General features: G+C 65.8%; 17 protein-coding genes. 12 read left to right on the top strand and 5 right to left on the bottom strand.

The annotated features are described in order from the left end of the window. A partial coding sequence (locus tag B5D38_RS17450; protein ID WP_131829957.1) for a transposase occupies positions 1 to 342 on the top strand: 342 nt, incomplete at its 5' end. A 96-nt stretch (positions 343 to 438) separates the two neighbouring features. Here B5D38_RS17450 and hisA read toward each other — a convergent pair. Genes hisA through hisB form a run of 4 tightly spaced genes read right to left on the bottom strand, consistent with a single transcriptional unit; the run spans position 439 to position 2,928 of the window. Then, positions 439 to 1,179: a 1-(5-phosphoribosyl)-5-[(5-phosphoribosylamino)methylideneamino]imidazole-4-carboxamide isomerase gene (hisA, locus tag B5D38_RS17445; protein WP_078709718.1), complete on the bottom strand. Its 741-nt coding sequence runs from the start codon at positions 1,177 to 1,179 to the stop codon at positions 439 to 441. Positions 1,180 to 1,182: 3 nt separating this feature from the next. Further along, entirely contained in the window at positions 1,183 to 1,836 is a 654-nt protein-coding gene (hisH, locus tag B5D38_RS17440) for an imidazole glycerol phosphate synthase subunit HisH (protein WP_078709717.1), read from the bottom strand. Between the two features lie 14 nt (positions 1,837 to 1,850). Beyond that, positions 1,851 to 2,300 carry a DUF2628 domain-containing protein gene (locus B5D38_RS17435; RefSeq protein ID WP_078709716.1) on the bottom strand — a complete coding sequence of 150 codons (450 nt, stop codon included), beginning with the start codon at positions 2,298 to 2,300 and terminating at the stop codon, positions 1,851 to 1,853. A 19-nt stretch (positions 2,301 to 2,319) separates the two neighbouring features. Continuing rightward, on the bottom strand, positions 2,320 to 2,928 hold the full coding sequence (gene hisB / locus B5D38_RS17430) for an imidazoleglycerol-phosphate dehydratase HisB (protein WP_078709730.1): 609 nt from the start codon (positions 2,926 to 2,928) through the stop codon (positions 2,320 to 2,322). A 196-nt stretch (positions 2,929 to 3,124) separates the two neighbouring features. Here hisB and hslV point away from each other — a divergent pair, with 196 nt between their 5' ends. Further along, the gene (gene hslV, locus B5D38_RS17425; protein ID WP_078709715.1) at positions 3,125 to 3,691 is read left to right on the top strand and encodes an ATP-dependent protease subunit HslV; all 567 of its coding nucleotides are present in this window, start codon (positions 3,125 to 3,127) and stop codon (positions 3,689 to 3,691) included. Here the strand turns inward: hslV and B5D38_RS17420 are convergent. Continuing rightward, complete coding sequence (locus tag B5D38_RS17420) at positions 3,688 to 4,473, bottom strand: DUF72 domain-containing protein (protein ID WP_078709714.1); 786 nt, start codon at positions 4,471 to 4,473, stop codon at positions 3,688 to 3,690. The two genes, hslV and B5D38_RS17420, sit on opposite strands and share 4 nt — an antisense overlap. A gap of 609 nt (positions 4,474 to 5,082) precedes the next feature. On the opposite strand from B5D38_RS17420, the gene B5D38_RS17415 reads away from it, so the two are divergent. From B5D38_RS17415 to B5D38_RS17370, 10 genes are all read left to right on the top strand, one after another. Beyond that, on the top strand, positions 5,083 to 7,347 hold the full coding sequence (locus B5D38_RS17415; protein WP_078709713.1) for a NosR/NirI family protein: 2,265 nt from the start codon (positions 5,083 to 5,085) through the stop codon (positions 7,345 to 7,347). Positions 7,348 to 7,373: 26 nt separating this feature from the next. Next, entirely contained in the window at positions 7,374 to 9,269 is a 1,896-nt protein-coding gene (gene nosZ / locus B5D38_RS17410) for a TAT-dependent nitrous-oxide reductase (protein WP_078709712.1), read from the top strand. Between the two features lie 14 nt (positions 9,270 to 9,283). Beyond that, positions 9,284 to 10,570: a nitrous oxide reductase family maturation protein NosD gene (locus B5D38_RS17405; protein ID WP_078709711.1), complete on the top strand. Its 1,287-nt coding sequence runs from the start codon at positions 9,284 to 9,286 to the stop codon at positions 10,568 to 10,570. Continuing rightward, complete coding sequence (locus B5D38_RS17400; protein ID WP_078709710.1) at positions 10,567 to 11,478, top strand: ABC transporter ATP-binding protein; 912 nt, start codon at positions 10,567 to 10,569, stop codon at positions 11,476 to 11,478. The genes B5D38_RS17405 and B5D38_RS17400 overlap by 4 nt, the downstream gene beginning before the upstream one ends. Then, positions 11,475 to 12,314 (top strand): ABC transporter permease, encoded by an 840-nt coding sequence (locus B5D38_RS17395; protein ID WP_078709709.1) that lies wholly within the window; start codon positions 11,475 to 11,477, stop codon positions 12,312 to 12,314. The genes B5D38_RS17400 and B5D38_RS17395 overlap by 4 nt, the downstream gene beginning before the upstream one ends. Next, entirely contained in the window at positions 12,311 to 12,865 is a 555-nt protein-coding gene (locus B5D38_RS17390) for a nitrous oxide reductase accessory protein NosL (protein WP_078709708.1), read from the top strand. Before B5D38_RS17395 ends, B5D38_RS17390 begins: the two co-directional genes overlap by 4 nt. 4 nt (positions 12,866 to 12,869) lie before the next feature. Beyond that, positions 12,870 to 13,835, top strand: a complete 966-nt coding sequence (locus B5D38_RS17385; protein WP_165690894.1) for an FAD:protein FMN transferase — start codon at positions 12,870 to 12,872, stop codon at positions 13,833 to 13,835. A 133-nt stretch (positions 13,836 to 13,968) separates the two neighbouring features. Continuing rightward, entirely contained in the window at positions 13,969 to 17,058 is a 3,090-nt protein-coding gene (gene fdnG / locus B5D38_RS17380; protein ID WP_078709706.1) for a formate dehydrogenase-N subunit alpha, read from the top strand. Further along, positions 17,055 to 18,026, top strand: coding sequence for a formate dehydrogenase subunit beta (fdxH, locus tag B5D38_RS17375; protein ID WP_078709705.1), 972 nt, complete (start codon positions 17,055 to 17,057; stop codon positions 18,024 to 18,026). The genes fdnG and fdxH overlap by 4 nt, the downstream gene beginning before the upstream one ends. After that, positions 18,026 to 18,712: a formate dehydrogenase subunit gamma gene (locus tag B5D38_RS17370; RefSeq protein WP_078709704.1), complete on the top strand. Its 687-nt coding sequence runs from the start codon at positions 18,026 to 18,028 to the stop codon at positions 18,710 to 18,712. The genes fdxH and B5D38_RS17370 overlap by 1 nt, the downstream gene beginning before the upstream one ends. Positions 18,713 to 18,783: the final 71 nt, after the last annotated feature.

The raw sequence follows: 18,783 nt of genomic DNA, 5'->3' as shown, positions 1-18,783 counted from the left end.
GGACCGGTCAACGGCGAGCGCTTCCGGCTCTACGTCGAGCAGGTGCTGGTGCCGACGCTGAAGCCCGGCGATATCGTCATCATGGACAATCTCGGCAGCCACAAGGGCAAGGCGGTGCGCCGGGCGATCCGCGCCGCCGGCGCCAAGCTCTTGTTCCTGCCCAAATACTCCCCCGACCTCAATCCCATCGAGCAGCTCTTCGCCAAGCTGAAGCACCTGCTGCGCAAAGCCGGCCAGCGCACCAGAGACGCCGTCTGCTCCGCCATCGGCCAGATCCTCTCCACCATCTCCGCCGACGAATGCAGCAACTACCTCGTCAACTCAGGATATGGACGATCCTAATCTCATCCCGCTCTAGGCTTCAGAAAGCCCATGATTTGAAAGAACAGGCGGGCGCCTGATGACGCCCGCTTCTTTGCCGTTGATTCACGTGAAACATCATCGGGATGCGCTTAGCAGGGCGAGCGCCTGCGCCCCGTCGATGCGCCCGTCGTAGAGGGCCCGTCCCGAAATCGCGCCTTCCAGCTTGCCGGCATCCGGCGCCGCGAGGCGCTCGATATCCGCCATGGAGGCCAGCCCGCCCGAGGCGATGACCGGAATGGAGATGGCTTCGGCAAGCCCGATCGTGGCTTCCCAGTTGATGCCAGCAAGAACGCCGTCACGGTCGATATCGGTATAGACGATGGCGGATACACCGCTATCCTCGAAGCGCTTCGCCAGTTCCACGGCCGAAAGTTCCGAAGTTTCCGCCCAGCCCTCGACTGCGACCTTGCCGCCCTTGGCGTCGATCCCGACGGCGACGCGGCCGGGATGGCGGCGCGCCGCTTCCTTGACCAGCGCGGGATCGCGCACCGCCACTGTGCCGAGAATGACGCGCGACAGGCCCTTGTCCAGCCAACGCTCCACGTCGTCAAGAGTACGGATGCCGCCGCCGAGCTGCACCTTCATCGCCCCGCCGACCGCCGAGAGGATCGCCTCGACCGCCGCTCCGTTGACGGCCTTGCCGGCGAAGGCGCCGTTGAGATCGACGACGTGGAGGTGGGAAAAGCCTGTGTCCAGGAACGCGCGCGCCTGGGCGGCGGGATCGGCGTTGTAGACCGTGGCCTCGGCCATGTCGCCGAGCTTCAAGCGCACACATGCGCCGTCCTTGAGGTCGATGGCGGGAAACAGGATGGGCATGGCTCAGGGCTTCCAGGCAAGGAAGTTGGCGATGAGGGAGAGGCCGAGACGCTGGCTTTTCTCCGGGTGGAACTGCGTTCCCGCCTTGTTGGCGTTGGCGACGATCGCCGTAACCGGCCCGCCGTAGTCCGTCACCGCCACGATGTCGGCGTCGTTCAGCGCGGCGAGGTGATAGGAGTGGACGAAGTAGGCATGAAGGCCGTCCTCGCCCGTCGGAATGCCGGCGAGAAGCGGATGATCATGTCTCACGTGAATCGTGTTCCAGCCGATCTGCGGGATCTTGAGAGCGGCATCAGCCGGCTTCATCAAGGTGACGTCGCCCTCGATCCAGCCGAATCCCGGCGTGATGGCCTTCTCGAGCCCGCGGGACGCCATGAGCTGCATGCCGACGCAGATGCCGAGAAACGGCCGCCCATGGGTTTCGACGGCTTCGAACAGCGCCTCTTCCATGCCAGCGACAGCACCAAGACCGGCCCGGCAGTCCGCATAGGCGCCGACGCCGGGCAGAACGATCCTGTCCGCGCTCCTGACCACGTCGGGATCGGAGGTCAGCACGGCTTCGGCGGCAATGCCGTGATCCAGAATGGCGCGCCGGAAGGCGTTGACGGCGGAGTGCAGATTGCCCGAGCCGTAATCGATGATGGCGACCCTTTGCATGCGAGGCGCTCCTCTCAGTCGAACAGGCCGGCGGGAGCGGGCCGTGGCCCGCCCGAACTCGGCGAATTGGCCTGTGGCGACGGGCTCGGCGCGGTGCTCTCCCGCCCGCCAGCGTAATAAAGCTGCTCGGCGCCGCTCAGATCGTGCGCCACCAGCGAGGCGCCCTCCCGCCAGCCGCGCCGGCGCAGCCGCCAAGCCCTGAGCGAGGGCCCCTCCAGCGCAACAAGCAGGCCGATGATAAAGCTGACCAGCGTGCCGGCCGTTTCAAGCCCCGCGCGCGCCGCGACGACGCCAACGAGAATGTCCATGATGAGGACGAGAAGGCCGGAGATCACCAGCCCGTAGCGAAACAGCCAAAGAAAGGGAAAGAGCAGGGCCCAGAACGACCAACCGTCCCGCACGAAGAGGGCGCGATCGCTGCGCGCTTCTTCCCCCGGCGGCTCGAAGACGATGTAGCGCGTCATTCTGGCCTGCCTTTGCCGATCACGCCAGCATTCCCTTGGTGGAGGGCACGAGGTCGGCCTGACGCGGGTCCACCGACAGCGCCTCTCCCAGCACCCGCGCCACCGCCTTGAAGCAGGTTTCAGCAATATGATGGGCGTTGTCGCCATGAAGGTTGACGATGTGCAGGGTCAACCCGGCGTGCTGCGCCAGGGCCTGGAAGAACTCGCGAACGAGATCGGTGTCGAACGTGCCGATCTTCTCGCGCTCGAATTTCACCTGGAACACGAAGAACGGCCGCCCGGAGACATCCACGGCGGCGCGCGTCATCACCTCGTCCATGACGAGATCGAGCGAGGCATAGCGGCGGATGCCGCGCCGCTCGCCCATGGCCTTGCGGATCGCCTGGCCGAGCGCGATGCCCGTGTCCTCCACCGTGTGATGATCGTCGATATGGAGGTCGCCCTTGGCCTCAACCGTCATGTCGATGAGCGAGTGGCGGGCGAGCTGGTCGAGCATATGATCGAAGAAGCCGACGCCGGTGGAAACCTTCGCCCGTCCGGTGCCGTCGAGATCGACGTGTACGCGAATCTCGGTCTCGTTCGTCTTGCGCTCGATCGTGGCATCGCGCCGCCCGGCCGTCTCGCCCATGTCCACCATTCCCGTTGTCTGCCTGTGAGTGTGTCTATCAGGCGGGCGCGGTCATTTCCACTTCGCCATCCGCTCCTCGTGCCTTTCGGCTGGGCGACAGTTGGCGTTGCCGCTTGCACTTCATACATGAGCCGGGATCAGCGGCCGGATCGCTTCATCGCGGAAGGGTCGGCCGGCTGGATGAAAGGATACCGACATGGATTTCGAACGCCACGACCCCGCCACCATCTACGGCACCACGATCGTAACCGTCCGCAAGGGTGGCAAGGTGGTCATCGCCGGCGACGGGCAGGTCTCCCTAGGCAACACCGTGATGAAGGGCAACGCGCGCAAGGTGCGCCGCCTCGGCAAGGATGGCGCGGTGATTGCCGGCTTCGCGGGCGCGACGGCGGACGCCTTCACCCTCTTGGAGCGCCTCGAGGCCAAGCTCGAGCAATATCCCGACCAGCTGATGCGCGCCTCCGTTGAGCTCGCCAAGGACTGGCGCACCGACCGCTATCTGCGCCGCCTCGAGGCAATGATGCTCGTCGCCGACAAGCGCGTGACGCTGGCCCTCACCGGCACCGGCGACGTTCTGGAGCCGGAAGCAGGCGTCATGGCCATCGGCTCGGGCGGCAACTATGCCCTGGCGGCCGCCAGAGCCCTTGCCGAGACGGACTTCGCCGCCGAGGAGATCGCCCGCCGCGCCATGAAGATCGCGGCCGATATCTGCATCTACACCAACCACAACGTCATCGTCGAAAGCCTCGACGCGGAGGGCTAAACCTCGCCTTCACCGGCGGACGCCACCATCGCCTGAAGCGCGAGCGCGTCGCCGGTCGCGGCGAAGGCGGCCGTGTTGTCGAGGATCGCCCAGACCGTCGCTTCCGCGCGCGCCCGCCGGATCATGTCCCTGGCGAGCTTTTCCAGACGCTCGGTCGGGTAGGGCGAATAATAGATGCGCGGGCTGCCGTGCATTCGGTGATAGCAAAGGCCCGGCCACCCGCCGGGCCTTTCCGCGCCCGGAGCCGGAGCGGGATCGGCGGCGACGCGGGCGATGCGAAGCTCGGCGAGGCGCGTCTCGACGTCGGCCGAGAACCAGCTCGCGTGGCGCGGCTCCAGCGCCAACCCGCCCGAAAACTTCCGCCTGAGGTCTTCCAGAAAGCCGGCGCGCGCCTCATCGAAAGCGAGGCTCGGCGGCAATTGCACCAGGACGACGCCCAGCTTCTCGCCGAGCCCTCCGATTTCACCGAGAAAGCGATCGAGCTCTTCGGCGGCATTGGTAAGCCGGCGTTCGTGCGTGATCGCCTTCGGCAGCTTGACGGAAAACCGGAAGCTCGGCGGCACCGACGCCGCCCATTTCTCATAGGTCGATCGGCGATGCGGCCGGTAGAAGGACGAGTTGATCTCGGCCGCGCCGAGCCGAGCGCCATAGCGCGAGAGATGCGTGCCCTCGGCCGGAAACCAGTCCCGGCTCGCGGCGGGGATGGTCCAGCCAGCCGTGCCGATCAGGATCGTCTCGCCGAGTGGCGATGGGCGAGGCGGGAGCGCGTCGTCGGATTCCATTGGATTGGCCACCACCGCTGGCTGACGAGGGATCCAACGACATAGGCTCCGTCAGAGCGACGATCCAGCACCAGATCGTCCAATCCTGCATGTCAGAAAGCTGCGCTCCTCTCGGTAAGGTTGACTGAAACAAGACGTCGATCGAATTGAATAATATCAACCGGAGACAGGAATCGCATCAAACAATGCCGCGTCAAACGTGGGGATATTCATCAATGAACGAGCGGATTGACTTGAGTCATATTTTTATTACTCAATACCGGCAAGGAACGATCAGCTTTCGCGTGAGAAGACGACCCATCTCTCCGGCCAAGGACAGATGGTCCCGGTGATCGCGATCGAGAGTGGCGGCTTCCGGCGCTCGCGTCGGATGGGTCGTCCGGCATCGGCCGGCTCTTTGCGCAAGTGCAAAGTCGCCTGATCCCGCCGCCGGTAACACCGAAGCCGAACAGAAAAAGAGACAAAAAGAGCACCGGGCGGCCTGGCTCGCCCGGGAGAGGATTTCTGCGCCCTTTCGTCAGCGGAAGGCGCCATCGGCCCCGCATGGGCGGAAGGCGAGCGCATCAGGGGGAAGCCGGGCGACCAATGGCGAGGACGGTGTTGACAGGGATGATCGAGACGCTTGTCCGGCTGGTCCGGTTCACGCTTCTTCTCCTGGCGGTTCTGGTTTCTGCCTCCGCCGCGCCGGCCGCGCCGCTCGTCGGCCAGTATCTCGACAAGATCGCGCCCGGCGACCTCGTGCCGGGAGCCGACAGCTTCGGCGCTATCCGAAGCGATGTTCCCGTCGTGCCGGCGCTTGAGGGAGGCAAGGAGATCGGCTGGGTGTTCCTCACCTCCGACTTCGTGCCCACCACCGGCTATTCCGGCAAGCCGATCCACATTCTCGCCGGCCTTTCCAACGCGGCCGTCATCACCGGTGTTCGGCTGATGAAGCATTCGGAGCCGATTGTCCTGGTCGGCATTCCCGAAGCCAAGATCAAGGCGGTGACGGAAAAATACGCCGGTCTCGACCTCAACAAGGACGCAGCGGGCGAGGATTCCGGCCACGACCTCGACATCGTCTCGGGCGCCACCGTCACCATCATGGTGATCGACGATTCGATCCGGCGCGCCGGCATCAAGGTGTCGAAAGCCCTGGGGCTCGGCGGTTTCCACGCCGAAAGCACCACGGCGGGCGGTCCGGTTGCGCAAAAGGTCGTCGATCGCGAGTACGACGAGAGACAGGACTGGCAGACGCTGGCCGGCGACGGCTCGCTGCGGCACTTCTCCCTCGACGTTGCCACCATCAACAAGGATTTCGCGGCCCTCGGCGACCAGCGCACCGACAAGAATGCCGAGCCGGGGCCGGAGGGCGACGCCTATATCGACCTGTGGGTCGGTCTCGCCAGCCAGCCTTCCATCGGCCGCAGCCTCCTCGGCGATTCGGAGTACGAAAATCTCAAGAAGATGCTGAAGGAGGGCGACGAGGCCATCCTCATCGCCGGTTCCGGGCGCTGGTCGTTCAAGGGTTCGGGCTATGTGCGCGGTGGCATCTTCGACCGCATCCAGGTGATCCAGGACGACGTGTCCCATCGCTTCCGCGACCGCGAGCATCGCCGCGTGGTGCGCGTGGCGGCGGAGGGCGCGCCCGCCTTCGGCGAGGCCGATCTCTTCATCGTTCCGGCCAAGTCCGGCTTCGACGCCGCCGAGCCCTGGCGCCTTCAGATGCTGGTCCAGCGCGCCGTCGGCCCGATCGAAAAGGTCTTCCTCACCTATGAGCTCGGCTACGATCTGCCGGATCGCTATCTGCGGACAGTAACGCCGGCGCCTCAGGCCGCGCCCGCCGCGCCGCAGGCCGATGCCGCCGCCGCCGCGCCCACCAACGTCGCCGGCGATGACGGCGCGGCCGAGATCCGCAACGCCCTTTGGAAGAGGATCTGGCAGACCAAGCGCGTCGAGATCGTCATCCTCAGCCTCGCGCTCGTCTTCCTCACCGGCATCTTCTTCTTCCAGACCTTCGCGACGAAGAACGAGCGTATCTTTGACATCATCCGCACCAGCTTCCTTGTCTTCACCCTGGTCTTCGTCGGCTGGTACGCCAACGCCCAGCTCTCGGTGGTGAACATCCTCGCCGTCGCCTCGGCGCTCTTCAGCGACTTCCGCTGGGAAACCTTCCTGATGGACCCGCTGATCTTCCTCCTGTGGTTCGCGGTGGCGGCGGCGCTGCTGTTCTGGGCGCGTGGCGCCTATTGTGGCTGGCTCTGCCCCTTCGGCGCGCTCCAGGAACTGACCAACAAGATCGCCCGCGCCCTCAAGGTGCCGCAGGTGACGCTGCCCTGGGGCCTTCACGAGCGGCTGTGGCCGGTGAAATACGTCATCTTCCTCGGTCTTTTCGGCCTGTCGCTCTATTCGCTGGCGCTGGCCGAGCACTATGCCGAGGTCGAGCCCTTCAAGACGGCGATCATCCTGAAGTTCGCGCGGCCCTTGCCCTTCGTGCTCTTCGCGCTGGCCTGCCTTGCGCCTGGCCTTTTCATCGAGCGGTTCTACTGCCGCTACGTCTGCCCGTTGGGCGCCGGCCTCGCGATCCCCGCGCGGCTCCACATGTTCCGCTGGCTGAAGCGCTACCGCGAATGCGGCAATCCCTGCCAGACCTGCGCTCATGAATGCCCGGTCCAGGCCATTCATCCGACGGGCGAGATCAATCCCAACGAGTGCATCTCCTGTCTGCACTGCCAGGTCCTCTACCAGAGCGCGGATCGCTGCCCGGTGGTGATCGGCAAGATCAAGAAGCGCCAGCGCTTCGAAGCCCAGACGGGCCTTGCTCCCTCCGGCTCCGGCCAGCCCGGCGTCACCTATCGGCCCAAGGCAAGGGCCGAGACCACCCCTGCCCAATGATCTCAAGAACGAGGAAGAGGAAAGTCATGCCAGAGGAAAAGTCGAAACTGTCGCGGCGCGCGCTGTTCAGCGGCACGGCCAGCGGCGCGGTGCTGGCGGGGGCGGTGCTGGCCGGCGGCAAGAGCCTGATCGGACCGGCCGCGGCCCAGGAAGCCGGCTCGGTCGAGGTCAAGCCCGGCGAGCTCGACGAGTATTACGGCTTCTGGTCGTCGGGCCAGTCCGGCGAGCTGCGCATCTATGGCGTGCCCTCCATGCGCGAGTTCATGCGCGTACCGGTTTTCAACCGCTGCTCGGCGACGGGCTGGGGCTGCACGAACGAAAGCCTCAAGATCCTCACCGAGGGCCTTCTGCCTGAAACCAAGGAATTCCTCGCCAAGCGCGGGATGAAGACCTACGAGAACGGCGACCTTCATCACCCACACATGTCCTTCACCGAGGGCACCTACGACGGGCGCTACCTCTTCATGAACGACAAGGCCAACACGCGCGTCGCGCGCGTGCGCTGCGACGTCATGAAGTGCGACAAGATCATCGAGATCCCCAACACCTCCGACATTCACGGCCTGCGCCCGCAGAAGTGGCCACGCACCGGCTATGTCTTCGCCAATGGCGAACACCGCATTCCCTTGCCCAACGACGGCACGATCCTCGACGAGCCGGAGAAGTACGTCTCCCTGTTCACCGCCATCGACGGCGACACGATGGAGATTGCCTGGCAGGTGATCGTCGACGGCAACCTCGACAATTGCGACGCCGACTATCAGGGCAAATATGCCTTCTCGACCTGCTACAACTCCGAAGGCGGCGTCACTGTCGCCGAGATGACGGCGAACGAGCAGGACTGGGTCACGGTCTTCAACATCAAGCGCATCGAGGAGGGTATCAAGAAGGGCGACTATACCGAGCACAAGGGCGTCAAGGTGCTCGATGGCCGCCACGGCTCGCCCTACACCGCCTATATCCCGGTCTCCAACAGCCCGCACGGCTGCAACATGGCGCCGGACAAGAAGCACCTGTGCATCAACGGCAAGCTGTCGCCCACCGTCACCGTCATCGACGTCGACCTGCTCGACAAGGTGTTTGACGGCGCCGAGCCGCGCTCGGCCGTGGTCGCCGAGCCGGAATTGGGCCTCGGGCCGCTTCACACCGCCTTCGACGGCAAGGGCAACGCCTTCACGACGCTCTTCCTCGACAGCCAGATGGCGATGTGGAACATCGACAAGGCCATCGCCAAGTTCAAGGGCGAGGACGTCGACCCCATCATCCAGAAGATCGACGTCCACTACCAGCCGGGCCACAACCACACCACCATGGGCGAAACCCTGGAGGCGGACGGCAAGTACCTGATCTCGTTGAACAAGTTCTCCAAGGACCGGTTCCTCAACGTCGGCCCGCTGAAGCCGGAGAACGACCAGCTGATCGATATCTCGACGGGCGAGATGAAGCTCGTCCATGACGGCCCGTCCTTCGCCGAGCCGCACGACTGCATCCTGGTGCGCGCCGACAAGGTGACGCCGGCCTCGATGTGGACACGCGACGATCCGATGTGGGAGGAGGCTCGCCAGCGTGCCAAGGCCGACGGCGTCGACCTCGACGCGGCCGCCGACGTCATCCGCGACGGCAACAAGGTGCGCGTCTACATGTACTCCATGGCGCCGGCCTTCAGCCTCGAGAAGTTCGAGGTGAACGAGGGCGACGAGGTGACGATCACCATCTCCAACATGGACGATGTGGACGACCTCACCCACGGCTTCACCCTCGGCAACCATGGCGTCGCCATGGAGATCGGGCCGCAGGCCACCGCCTCCGTCACCTTCACGGCGGATCGGCCGGGCGTTCATTGGTACTACTGCCAGTGGTTCTGCCACGCCCTCCACATGGAGATGCGCGGCCGGATGCTGGTGAAGCCCAAGAACGCCTGAGGCGGGAACTGGCCATGCAGGTTTCTCCCATCCTTGTTGCCACGGCGGCCGCGCTGACGCTCGCGCCGGTGGCTCCGGCGTCCGCCGCCGAGACCGCGGTGGCGCCGGGGGTGGGAGTGCTTGCGGCGGCCATCGCGAACGCTGCGCCGGGGGACACGCTCCGGCTCGGTTCCGGCGACCACGCCGGCAAGGTGACGATCGATCGACCGCTCGCCCTTATCGGCAGCACGGGTGCGCGGATCGTCGGCGACGGCGAAGGGTCGGTCGTCACCATCTCCGCCGATGACGTGAGGCTGGAGGGGCTCACCGTCACCGGCTCGGGCAAGCGCCTCGACAATCTCGACTCGGGGATCGTCATCGACAAGACGTCCGAGCGCGCCCGCATCATCGGCAATACCGTCGAGGGCAATCTCATCGGCATCGACGTTCAGGGCGGCAAGGATGCGCTCCTCAGCGGCAACCGCGTCTCCAACCGCACCGACCTTCGCCGCAACGAGCGCGGCGCCGGCATCTATGTCTGGAACGCGCCAGGGCTTCTCGCCGAGAACAACGAGATTTCCGGCGGGCGCGACGGCATCTTCGTCACCACCTCCCACCATGCCGTCTATCGCGGCAACCGCATGAGCGATCTGCGCTTCGCCTTCCATTCGATGTACGCCAACGACATCGAGGTCGCGGGCAACCGCTCGACGGGCAACGAGATCGGCTTTGCCTTCATGTATTCGAACCGGGTGAAGGCCGAGGACAACGTCTCGGAGAGCGACGCCAGCCACGGCATCTTCATGAACTTCGTCAACCGCTCCGAGATCGGGCACAACGAGGTGCGCGACGGCGGCGAGAAGTGCGTCTTCGTCTACAACGTCAACGACACGCGCATCGTCGGCAATCTCTTCCAGGGCTGTGACATCGGCATCCACTTCACCGCCGGCTCGCAGCGCGACGTGGTGGCGGAGAACGCCTTCCTGGGCAACCGGACGCAGGTGAAGAACGTCGGCACCCGCTGGCTCGAATGGAGCGAGAACGGGCGCGGCAATTTTTGGTCCGATCATGTCTCTTACGACATCGACGGCGACGGCATCGCCGATGCGCCGTACCGGCCCAACGACACCATCGATCTCGTCACCTGGCACCAGCCCATGGCTAAGCTACTGCTCGGCTCGCCGGCTGTGCAGCTCATCCGCTGGTCGCAGTCGCGCTTTCCGGGACTTCTGCCGGGCGGAGTGGTGGATTCCCATCCGCTGGTGAAGCCCGATGCGGCCGGGACGCGGCGAGACCTTCAGCAGGAGGCAGGCTTGAAATGAGCGATCCGTCTCTTCTCGACGTCACCGGACTCTCCGTCGCCTTCGGCTCCCTCAAGGCTCTCCACCGGGTGTCGCTGGCGGTGCGGCCTGGCGAGCGCTTCGCCCTGCTCGGCCACAACGGCGCCGGCAAGTCGACGCTGTTTCGCACCGTCCTCGGCTTCGTTTCGCCCGCGTCCGGCAAGGTCGAGGTTGCCGGCGCGGCTCCCGGCTCCGACAAGGCGCGGCGCACCGTGAGCTATCTGCCGGAGTCGGTCGCGTTTCCCAAGGCGCTGACGGGGGCTGAGCTGCTGGCCTATTTCGCGCGGCTCAAGGGCCAGACGCCGAAAAGCGCGATGCCGCTCCTGGAAACCGTCGGCATCGCTGATGCGGCAAACCGGCGCGTCGGCACCTATTCCAAGGGCATGCGCCAGCGCCTCGGCCTCGCCCAGGCGCTGATCGGCCGGCCCGAGCTGCTGCTTCTCGACGAGCCGACCAGCGGTCTCGACCCCATTTCGCGCGGCGACTTCTATGCCATTCTCGATCGCCTGGCCGGGGAGGGCACGGCCGTCGTCCTTTCCTCCCACTCGCTGACCGAGGTGGAGGCGCGCACCGACCGCATCGCCATCCTGTCCCGCGGCAGGCTGGTGGCGGAGGGCTCGCTCGCCGAACTCGCCCGCGCCGCGGCCCTTCCCGTCACCGTGCGCGTCAAGGCTGCCGCCGAGGACGCCGGCGCGCTCCACGCCAGGATCGGCGGCCGGCGCCTCAACGGGCGCTCGGTCGAGCTCGACTGCGCGGCCGGCGACAAGATGGCCGTGCTCTCGCGCATCGCGGCGCTCGGCGACGTGGTCGCCGATATCGACATCGACACGCCGAGGCTCGACGACGTCTATCGCCATTTCAGCGGCCATTCGGCGGGAGGTGAGGCATGAAAGCGACGCTCAACCGCATCGCGGCGGTGACGGCGATCGAAATCCGCCTGTCCGTCCGCAATCGATGGGTGGCGCTCTCGACCCTCATCCTGGTGCTCTTCGCTCTCGCCCTTGCCTTTCTCGGCTCGGGACCGGCCGGCGCCAGCAAGGTCGGCGCGCTGACTTTGACGGCGGCGAGTCTCGCCACTCTCTCGGTCTATCTTATCCCGCTGATCGCGCTGCTCCTTTCCTACGAGACGATCGCCGGCGAGGTCGAGCGGAGCACTCTGCCCCTGGTGCTGGCGACGCCGGTTCGGCGCTTCGAGGTGCTGACCGGCAAGTTCGTTGGCCATCTCTCGGTGCTGACCCTCGCCATCGTCGTCGGCTACTCCATCGCGGCCCTTGCGGTCGTCGCCGTCCATGGCGCGGATCTCCATGGGGCTCTGGCCTGGGCGCGGCTGATCGCGACGGGTGTGCTTCTAGGCGCGGTGTTCGTCGCCATCGGCATCCTGGTTTCGGCCTCGACCGCGCGCGTCGGCACGGCGGCGGCGCTCCTCGTCGGCATCTGGCTGGTGCTGATCGTCCTCTATGATCTGGCGCTTCTGGCCGGCCTCATCGTCGACGACGGCGGCTTCTTCACCAAGAGCCTCTTCCCCGCCCTGGTGATCGCCAATCCGGGCGACGCCTTCCGGCTCTACAATCTCGCCGCGCTCGAAGGCTCGGCGCCCGTCGCCGGCATCGACGGCCTGGCGCGGAGCCTGCCTTTCCCGCCATCGCTGGCGCTCGCCGCGCTTGCCGCCTGGCTCGCGGCGATGATCGCCGCCGGGCTCTGGCGCTTTCAGAAGGTGCGTCCATGAAGAAGCTTCTTGCCGCCCTGGTGCTGGCGACCGCGCTGGCCGGTCCCCTTTCCGGCTGCTCCGAGGAGAGCGCCGCCAAGCCCGTCCCCATCACCATGACCGAAGAGGCGGTCGGCCATTACTGCCAGATGGACGTCATCGATCACGCCGGGCCCAAGGCGCAGATTCACCTCGCCGGGATGGAGAAGCCGCTGTGGTTCTCCCAGGTAAGCGATGCCGTCGCCTATCTCCACGACCCGGAGCGCGAGGCCGAGGTGCGCGCCGTCTACGTCACCGACATGGCCAAGGCGCCATCCTGGGGAGACCCTGGCGCGGACAACTGGACCGACGCCGACAGTGCCGTCTTCGTGATCGATAGCCGGCAAAGCGGCGGCATGGGAACCCCCGAGGCGATCCCCTTCGCCGAGAAGCCGGATGCCGAGGCGTTCGTCAGGGAGAAGGGCGGGCGCATCGTGACGCTCACCGAGATTCCCGAAGCCTATGTGCGCTCGGCGCGCGATGCGTCTGCAACCGAGGATGCGGGCGCGGGTGCCGAACCAGCCGGGATGTAAGGCCATGATAGACACCTCTCACCCGAACTTGACCCGTCGCCGCCTGCTTTTCGTCGGCGCGACCTTCGCCGCGGCGGCGGCCATGCCGTGGAGCGCTGCCCCGGCGCGGACCGATATACGCCGTTGGCAGGGCCAGGCGCTGGGCGCCCACGCCTCCATCGTTCTTGTCGGCGCGCCGGAAGGCGTGGCGCGGGAGGCCTTTGCCGCCGTGGAAGCCGAAATTTCCCGCATCGAGGCGATCTTCAGCCTCTATCGGCAAAACAGCGAGCTCTGCCGCCTCAACCGGGAAGGGCGCCTTGCCGCGCCCTCGCCGGACCTTCTCGCGGTGCTTTCGCTGTCGCGCGCCATCCATCGCGAGACGGGCGGCCTGTTCGATCCGACGGTTCAGCCTCTCTTCGCCGCCTATGCCGAGCATTTCGCGACACTGGGCGCCGATCCCGCTGGCCCGCCCCCCGCGGCGGTCGAGGCCGCGCTCGCCAAGGTCGGGCTCGATGACGTCGCCTTCGATGCCGGTTCGGTCGAACTTCGTCGGCCCGGAATGGCCCTCACGCTCAACGGCGTCGCCCAAGGCTATGCCACCGATCGCGTGGCGGCGCTTTTGAAGGCGCGCGGCTTTTCCGACATGCTCCTCGACATCGGCGAGATCACCGCCGCCGGCGCCGGCCCGCAAGGCGGCGGCTGGCGCGTCGGCCTGTCGCGCGGCCCGGACGACGAGAGCATCGCCGAGCGTCTGCGGCTGACGGACGAGACGGTCGCCACGTCCATGGCTCTCGGCACGGTCCTCGATGGCGCGGCACGCGTCGGCCATATCTTCCATCCGAGAAAGGGCGCCGTCGCTCCGACCTTTGCGCGCGTCTCGGTCGTCGATGCCAGCGCCGCGCGCGCCGATGCGCTGTCGACGGCGGCGGCGCTGATGACGGGGCAGGAGATCGCCGCCCTGCGCGCCAGAGGGCGGGACATCCGTGTCTGACGGCTGACGATCAGGAGAGGAAAACCGTAACGATCGAAACGGTTTGCGCGTCGTTGCCCGACAAAAGCTCGATTGACAACCAACGATTCTAATCTACCCTCAACGTCAGGTCGATCTTCTCGGGGAGGTGCGCATGAACGTTGAGCTCTCGCGCCGCGGCTTTTTGAAGCTGGCGGGTGCGGGTGCGGCGGGAACGACGTTGGGAGCGATGGGTTTCGGCGAGGCCGAGGCCGCGACGGTGGCGCATGTCCGGCAGTTCAAGCTGACCGCCACGACTGAAGTGCGCAACACCTGTCCCTATTGCTCCGTCGCCTGCGGCATCATCATCTACGCCAAGGGAGACGCCTCCAAGGGCGAAAAGGCCGACATTCTTCACATCGAGGGCGATGTCGACCACCCGACGAATCGCGGAACGCTCTGCCCCAAGGGCGCGGCGCTGAAGGATTTCGTCCATTCGGCGACGCGCCTCAAATACCCGATGATCCGGAAGTCTGGCTCCGACCGCTTCGAGCGCGTCAGCTGGGATCAGGCGCTCGATCGCATCGCCCGGCTGATGAAGGACGATCGCGACGCCAACTTCCTGACCCACAACGAGGCGGGTGTTCCGGTCAACCGCTGGACCAGCACCGGCATGCTGGCCGCCTCCGCCACCACCAACGAAACGGCCTGGGCGACCTTCAAGGTGGCCAAGACCCTCGGAATTGTAGGATTCGACAACCAGGCACGCGTCTGACACGGCCCCACGGTGTCCAGTTTGGGCCCGACATTTGGCCGTGGCGCGATGACCAACGCCTGGACCGATATCAAGAACACCGACCTCGTCGTCGTCATGGGCGGCAACGCGGCGGAAGCGCATCCCTGCGGCTTCAAGTGGGTGACGGAGGCAAAGGCGCATCGCGGCGCCAAGCTGATCGTCGTCGACCCGCGCTATACGCGCACCGCGTCGGTCTCCGACCTCTACGCGCCGATCCGTCCGGGAACCGACATCGCGTTCCTTTCCGGCGTGATCAATTACTGCATGGCCAACGGCAAGGTGCAGTGGGAGTACCTTCGGAACTTCACCAACGCCTCCTTCATCGTCAAGGACGGCTTCGCCTACCAGGATGGCCTGTTCTCGGGCTATAACGAGGAGAAGCGCGACTACGACAGGACGAGCTGGGACTATGTCATCGGCGAGGACGGCTTTGCCGTCACCGATCCGAGCCTTCAGCACCCGCGCTGCGTCTGGAACCTGCTGAAGGAGCACGTCTCGGTCTACACCCCCGAGATGGTCGAGCGCATCTGCGGCACGCCCAAGGAGAAGTTCCTGAAGGTGGCCGAGCTGATCTCCACCTGTTCGGCGCCCGGCAAGGTCATGACCTCGATGTACGCGCTTGGCTGGACGCAGCACTCCAGCGGCTCGCAGAACATCCGCGCCATGGCCATGCTCCAGCTCATCCTCGGCAATATCGGGATGCGCGGCGGCGGCATGAACGCCCTTCGCGGCCACTCCAACATTCAGGGGCTGACCGACCTCGGGCTGATGTCGCACCTTCTCACCGGCTATCTCAACATGCCGACCGAGAAGGAGCCGGACTTCGCCAAATACATGGAGACCCGGCAGTTCAAGCCGCTGAGGCCCGGCCAGACGAGCTACTGGCAGAACTACAGGAAGTTCATGGTGAGCTTCCAGAAGGCCATGTGGGGCGATAGCGCCACCGCCGAGAACGACTGGAACTACCACTATCTGCCCAAGCTCGACGTGCCGTCCTACGATGTGCTTCGCATGTTCGAGCTGATGTATGACGGCAAGGTCAACGGCTACATCTGCCAGGGCTTCAACCCGCTGCTCGCCTTCCCCAACCGGGCGAAGCTGACGGCGGCGCTGTCCAAGCTGAAGTTCCTGATCACCATGGACCCGCTGGAGACCGAAACCGCCCGCTTCTGGGAGAACCACGGCGAATACAACGACGTCGACACGGCAAGCATTGAGACCGAGGTCATCCAGCTGCCGACCACGTGCTTTGCGGAGGAGGAGGGCTCGCTCACCAATTCCGGACGCTGGCTACAGTGGCACTGGGCCGGCGGCACGCCGCCAGGCGAGGCCCAGCACGACACCTGGATCATGGCGCAGATCTTCCTGCGCATGCGCGAGCTCTACCGCAAGGAGGGCGGCGCCTTCCCCGATCCGCTGATGAACCTTTCTTGGGATTACGCGGACCCGAACGAGCCGACGGCGGAAGAGCTGGCGCGCGAGATCAACGGGCGGGCCCTCACCGACGTGATGGACCCGGCCGATCCGACCAAGGTCCTCGTGCCGGCCGGAAAGCAGGTGCTGAACTTCTCGCAGCTGAAGGACGACGGCTCCACCATGTGCGGCTGCTGGATCTATTCCGGCTGCTTCAACGAGCAGGGCAACAACATGGCTCGCCGGGACAATCACGATCCCGACGAGACCGGCGCCTATCTCGGCTGGACCTTTGCCTGGCCGGTCAACCGCCGCACGCTCTACAACCGCGCCTCGGCGGATCTTTCCGGCAAGCCGTGGGACCCCACCCGCAAGATCATCGAGTGGAACGGCGAGAAGTGGACGGGCTACGACGTGCCGGACATCTCTCCGACCGCCAAGCCCGAGGAGGTCGGCCCCTTCATCATGAACCAGGAGGGCGTCTCGCGCCTCTTCACCCGGGGCATGATGCGCGACGGGCCGTTCCCCGCGCATATGGAGCCTTTCGAGGCGCCGATCCCCAACGTCATGAACCCGAAGATGGTCGGCAATCCGGTGTCGCGCGTCTTCGTCACGGATGCCGAGGAGTTCGGCACCAGCGCGGAGTTCCCCTATGTGGGCACCTCCTACCGCCTCACCGAGCACTTCCACTACTGGACCAAGCACAACCGGGTGAACGCGGCGCTCCAGCCGGAATTCTTCGTCGAGATTTCCGAGGAGCTCGCCAAGGAGAAGGGGATCGAAAAGGGCGGCTGGGTCCGCGTCTGGTCCAAGCGCGGCTCGGTCAAGGCGAAAGCCGTGGTCACGAAGCGCATCCGTCCGCTCGTCTGCGACGGCAAGACGGTCCATGTCGTCGGCATTCCGCTCCACTGGGGCTTCACCGGCGCGGCGAAGAAGGGCTTCGGCCCCAACTCGCTGACGCCGTTCGTCGGCGACGCCAATATCGAGACGCCCGAGTCCAAGGCGTTCCTCGTCAATATCGAGCCGTCGAGCGGGCCTGAGGAGGCGAGCGCATGAGCAACAGCCCCATCACCGCCGTCTCCAACCCGCCGGTGCAGCCGGTTTCGGCCGATCTTGGCCCGAGGGACCTGAAGCGCCGCTCGGCGACCCTCGACCTGCCGCCGCCCGAGCGGCAGCTCACCGAGGTCGCCAAGCTCATCGACGTGTCGAAATGCATCGGCTGCAAGGCCTGCCAGTCGGCCTGCGTCGAGTGGAACGACACCGATCCCGGCGTCGGCGAGAATGTCGGCGTCTACGAGAACCCCGGCGATCTCAACCCCAACATGTTCACCCTGATGCGCTTCAGCGAATGGGTGAACCCGGAGACCGACGATCTCGAATGGCTGATCCGCAAGGACGGCTGCATGCACTGCGAGGACCCTGGCTGTCTCAAGGCCTGCCCCTCGCCGGGCGCGATCGTCCAGTATTCCAACGGCATCGTGGATTTCATCCACGAGAACTGCATCGGCTGCGGCTATTGCATCAAGGGCTGCCCGTTCAACATTCCGCGGCTCTCCAAGGCCGACCACACGGTCTACAAATGCACCCTGTGCTCGGACCGCGTCGCCGTCGGCCAGGGGCCGGCCTGCGCCAAGGCATGCCCGACCCAGGCCATCGTCTTTGGCTCCAAGGAGGACATGAAGGCCCATGCCGAGGAGCGCATCGAGGACCTGAAGTCGCGCGGCTACGAGAACGCCGGACTGTATGATCCGGCCGGCGTCGGCGGCACCCACGTCATGTACGTGCTCCACCACGCCGACAAGCCGCACATCTATTCCGACCTTCCCGACCGGCCGGAGATTTCGCCGGTGGTCGAGACCTGGAAAGGCGCGGTCAAATATGTCGGCCTCGCGGCCATGGGCATCATGGCGGCGGGCGCCGCGCTTCACGGGCTCATCGCCAAGCCCTCGACGGTGAAGCGGGAGGACGAGGAGCACGCCGAGGCGCTGGTGGAAGAGGCGCCGAAAAACGGGGAGGGCGTGTGATGGCTTCTTCGTCCGATATCCAGCGCGGCGATGCCATTCATCCCGGCGATCCGGTGATCGTGTCGCGCTACACGACACCCAAGCGCATCAACCATTGGATCACGGCCACCAGCCTGATCCTCCTGGCGCTATCGGGCCTCGCGCTCTTCCACCCCTCGCTGTTCTTCCTCACCGGGCTGTTCGGCGGCGGCCAGAACACGCGCTGGATTCACCCGTGGATCGGCGTCGTCCTGTTCGTCAGCTTCTACATCTTCTTTTTCCAGCTCTGGCGGGCGAACATTCCGCGCAAGGTGGATTTCGTCTGGGCCGCCCACGCCAAGGATTTCCTCGCCGGCAACGAGGACAAGCTGCCGGAGCTCGGCAAGTACAATCTTGGCCAGAAGGTCGTCTTCTGGGCGATGGCCGCGCTGATCGTGGTGTCGATCGTCACCGGCGTCATCATGTGGGATCAGTACTTCGCCACCGCGACGGCGATCCCGACCAAGCGCATCGCCATCCTGATCCACTCGATCGCGGCGGTGCTGATGATCTGCGTCTTCATCGTCCACGTCTATGCGGCGATCTGGGCGCGGGGCACGCTCCGGGCGATGACGCGCGGCACCGTCACCGGCGGCTGGGCGTGGAAACACCACCGCAAATGGCTGCGCGACCTCGCCGGCCATGGCCGGATCGACCCGGCGGAGTAACGGGCGCCGATGCTATGCGGCGGGCCTCCCGGCCCGCCCTTGGCGCTCCGTGGTGGGACATCACTCCGATC

Source organism: Consotaella salsifontis (assembly GCF_900167365.1).
Lineage (GTDB): Bacteria > Pseudomonadota > Alphaproteobacteria > Rhizobiales > Rhizobiaceae > Consotaella > Consotaella salsifontis.
The sequence above is the reverse complement of the archived record's forward strand: the minus strand, read 5'-3'. Positions and strand labels throughout refer to the sequence as shown.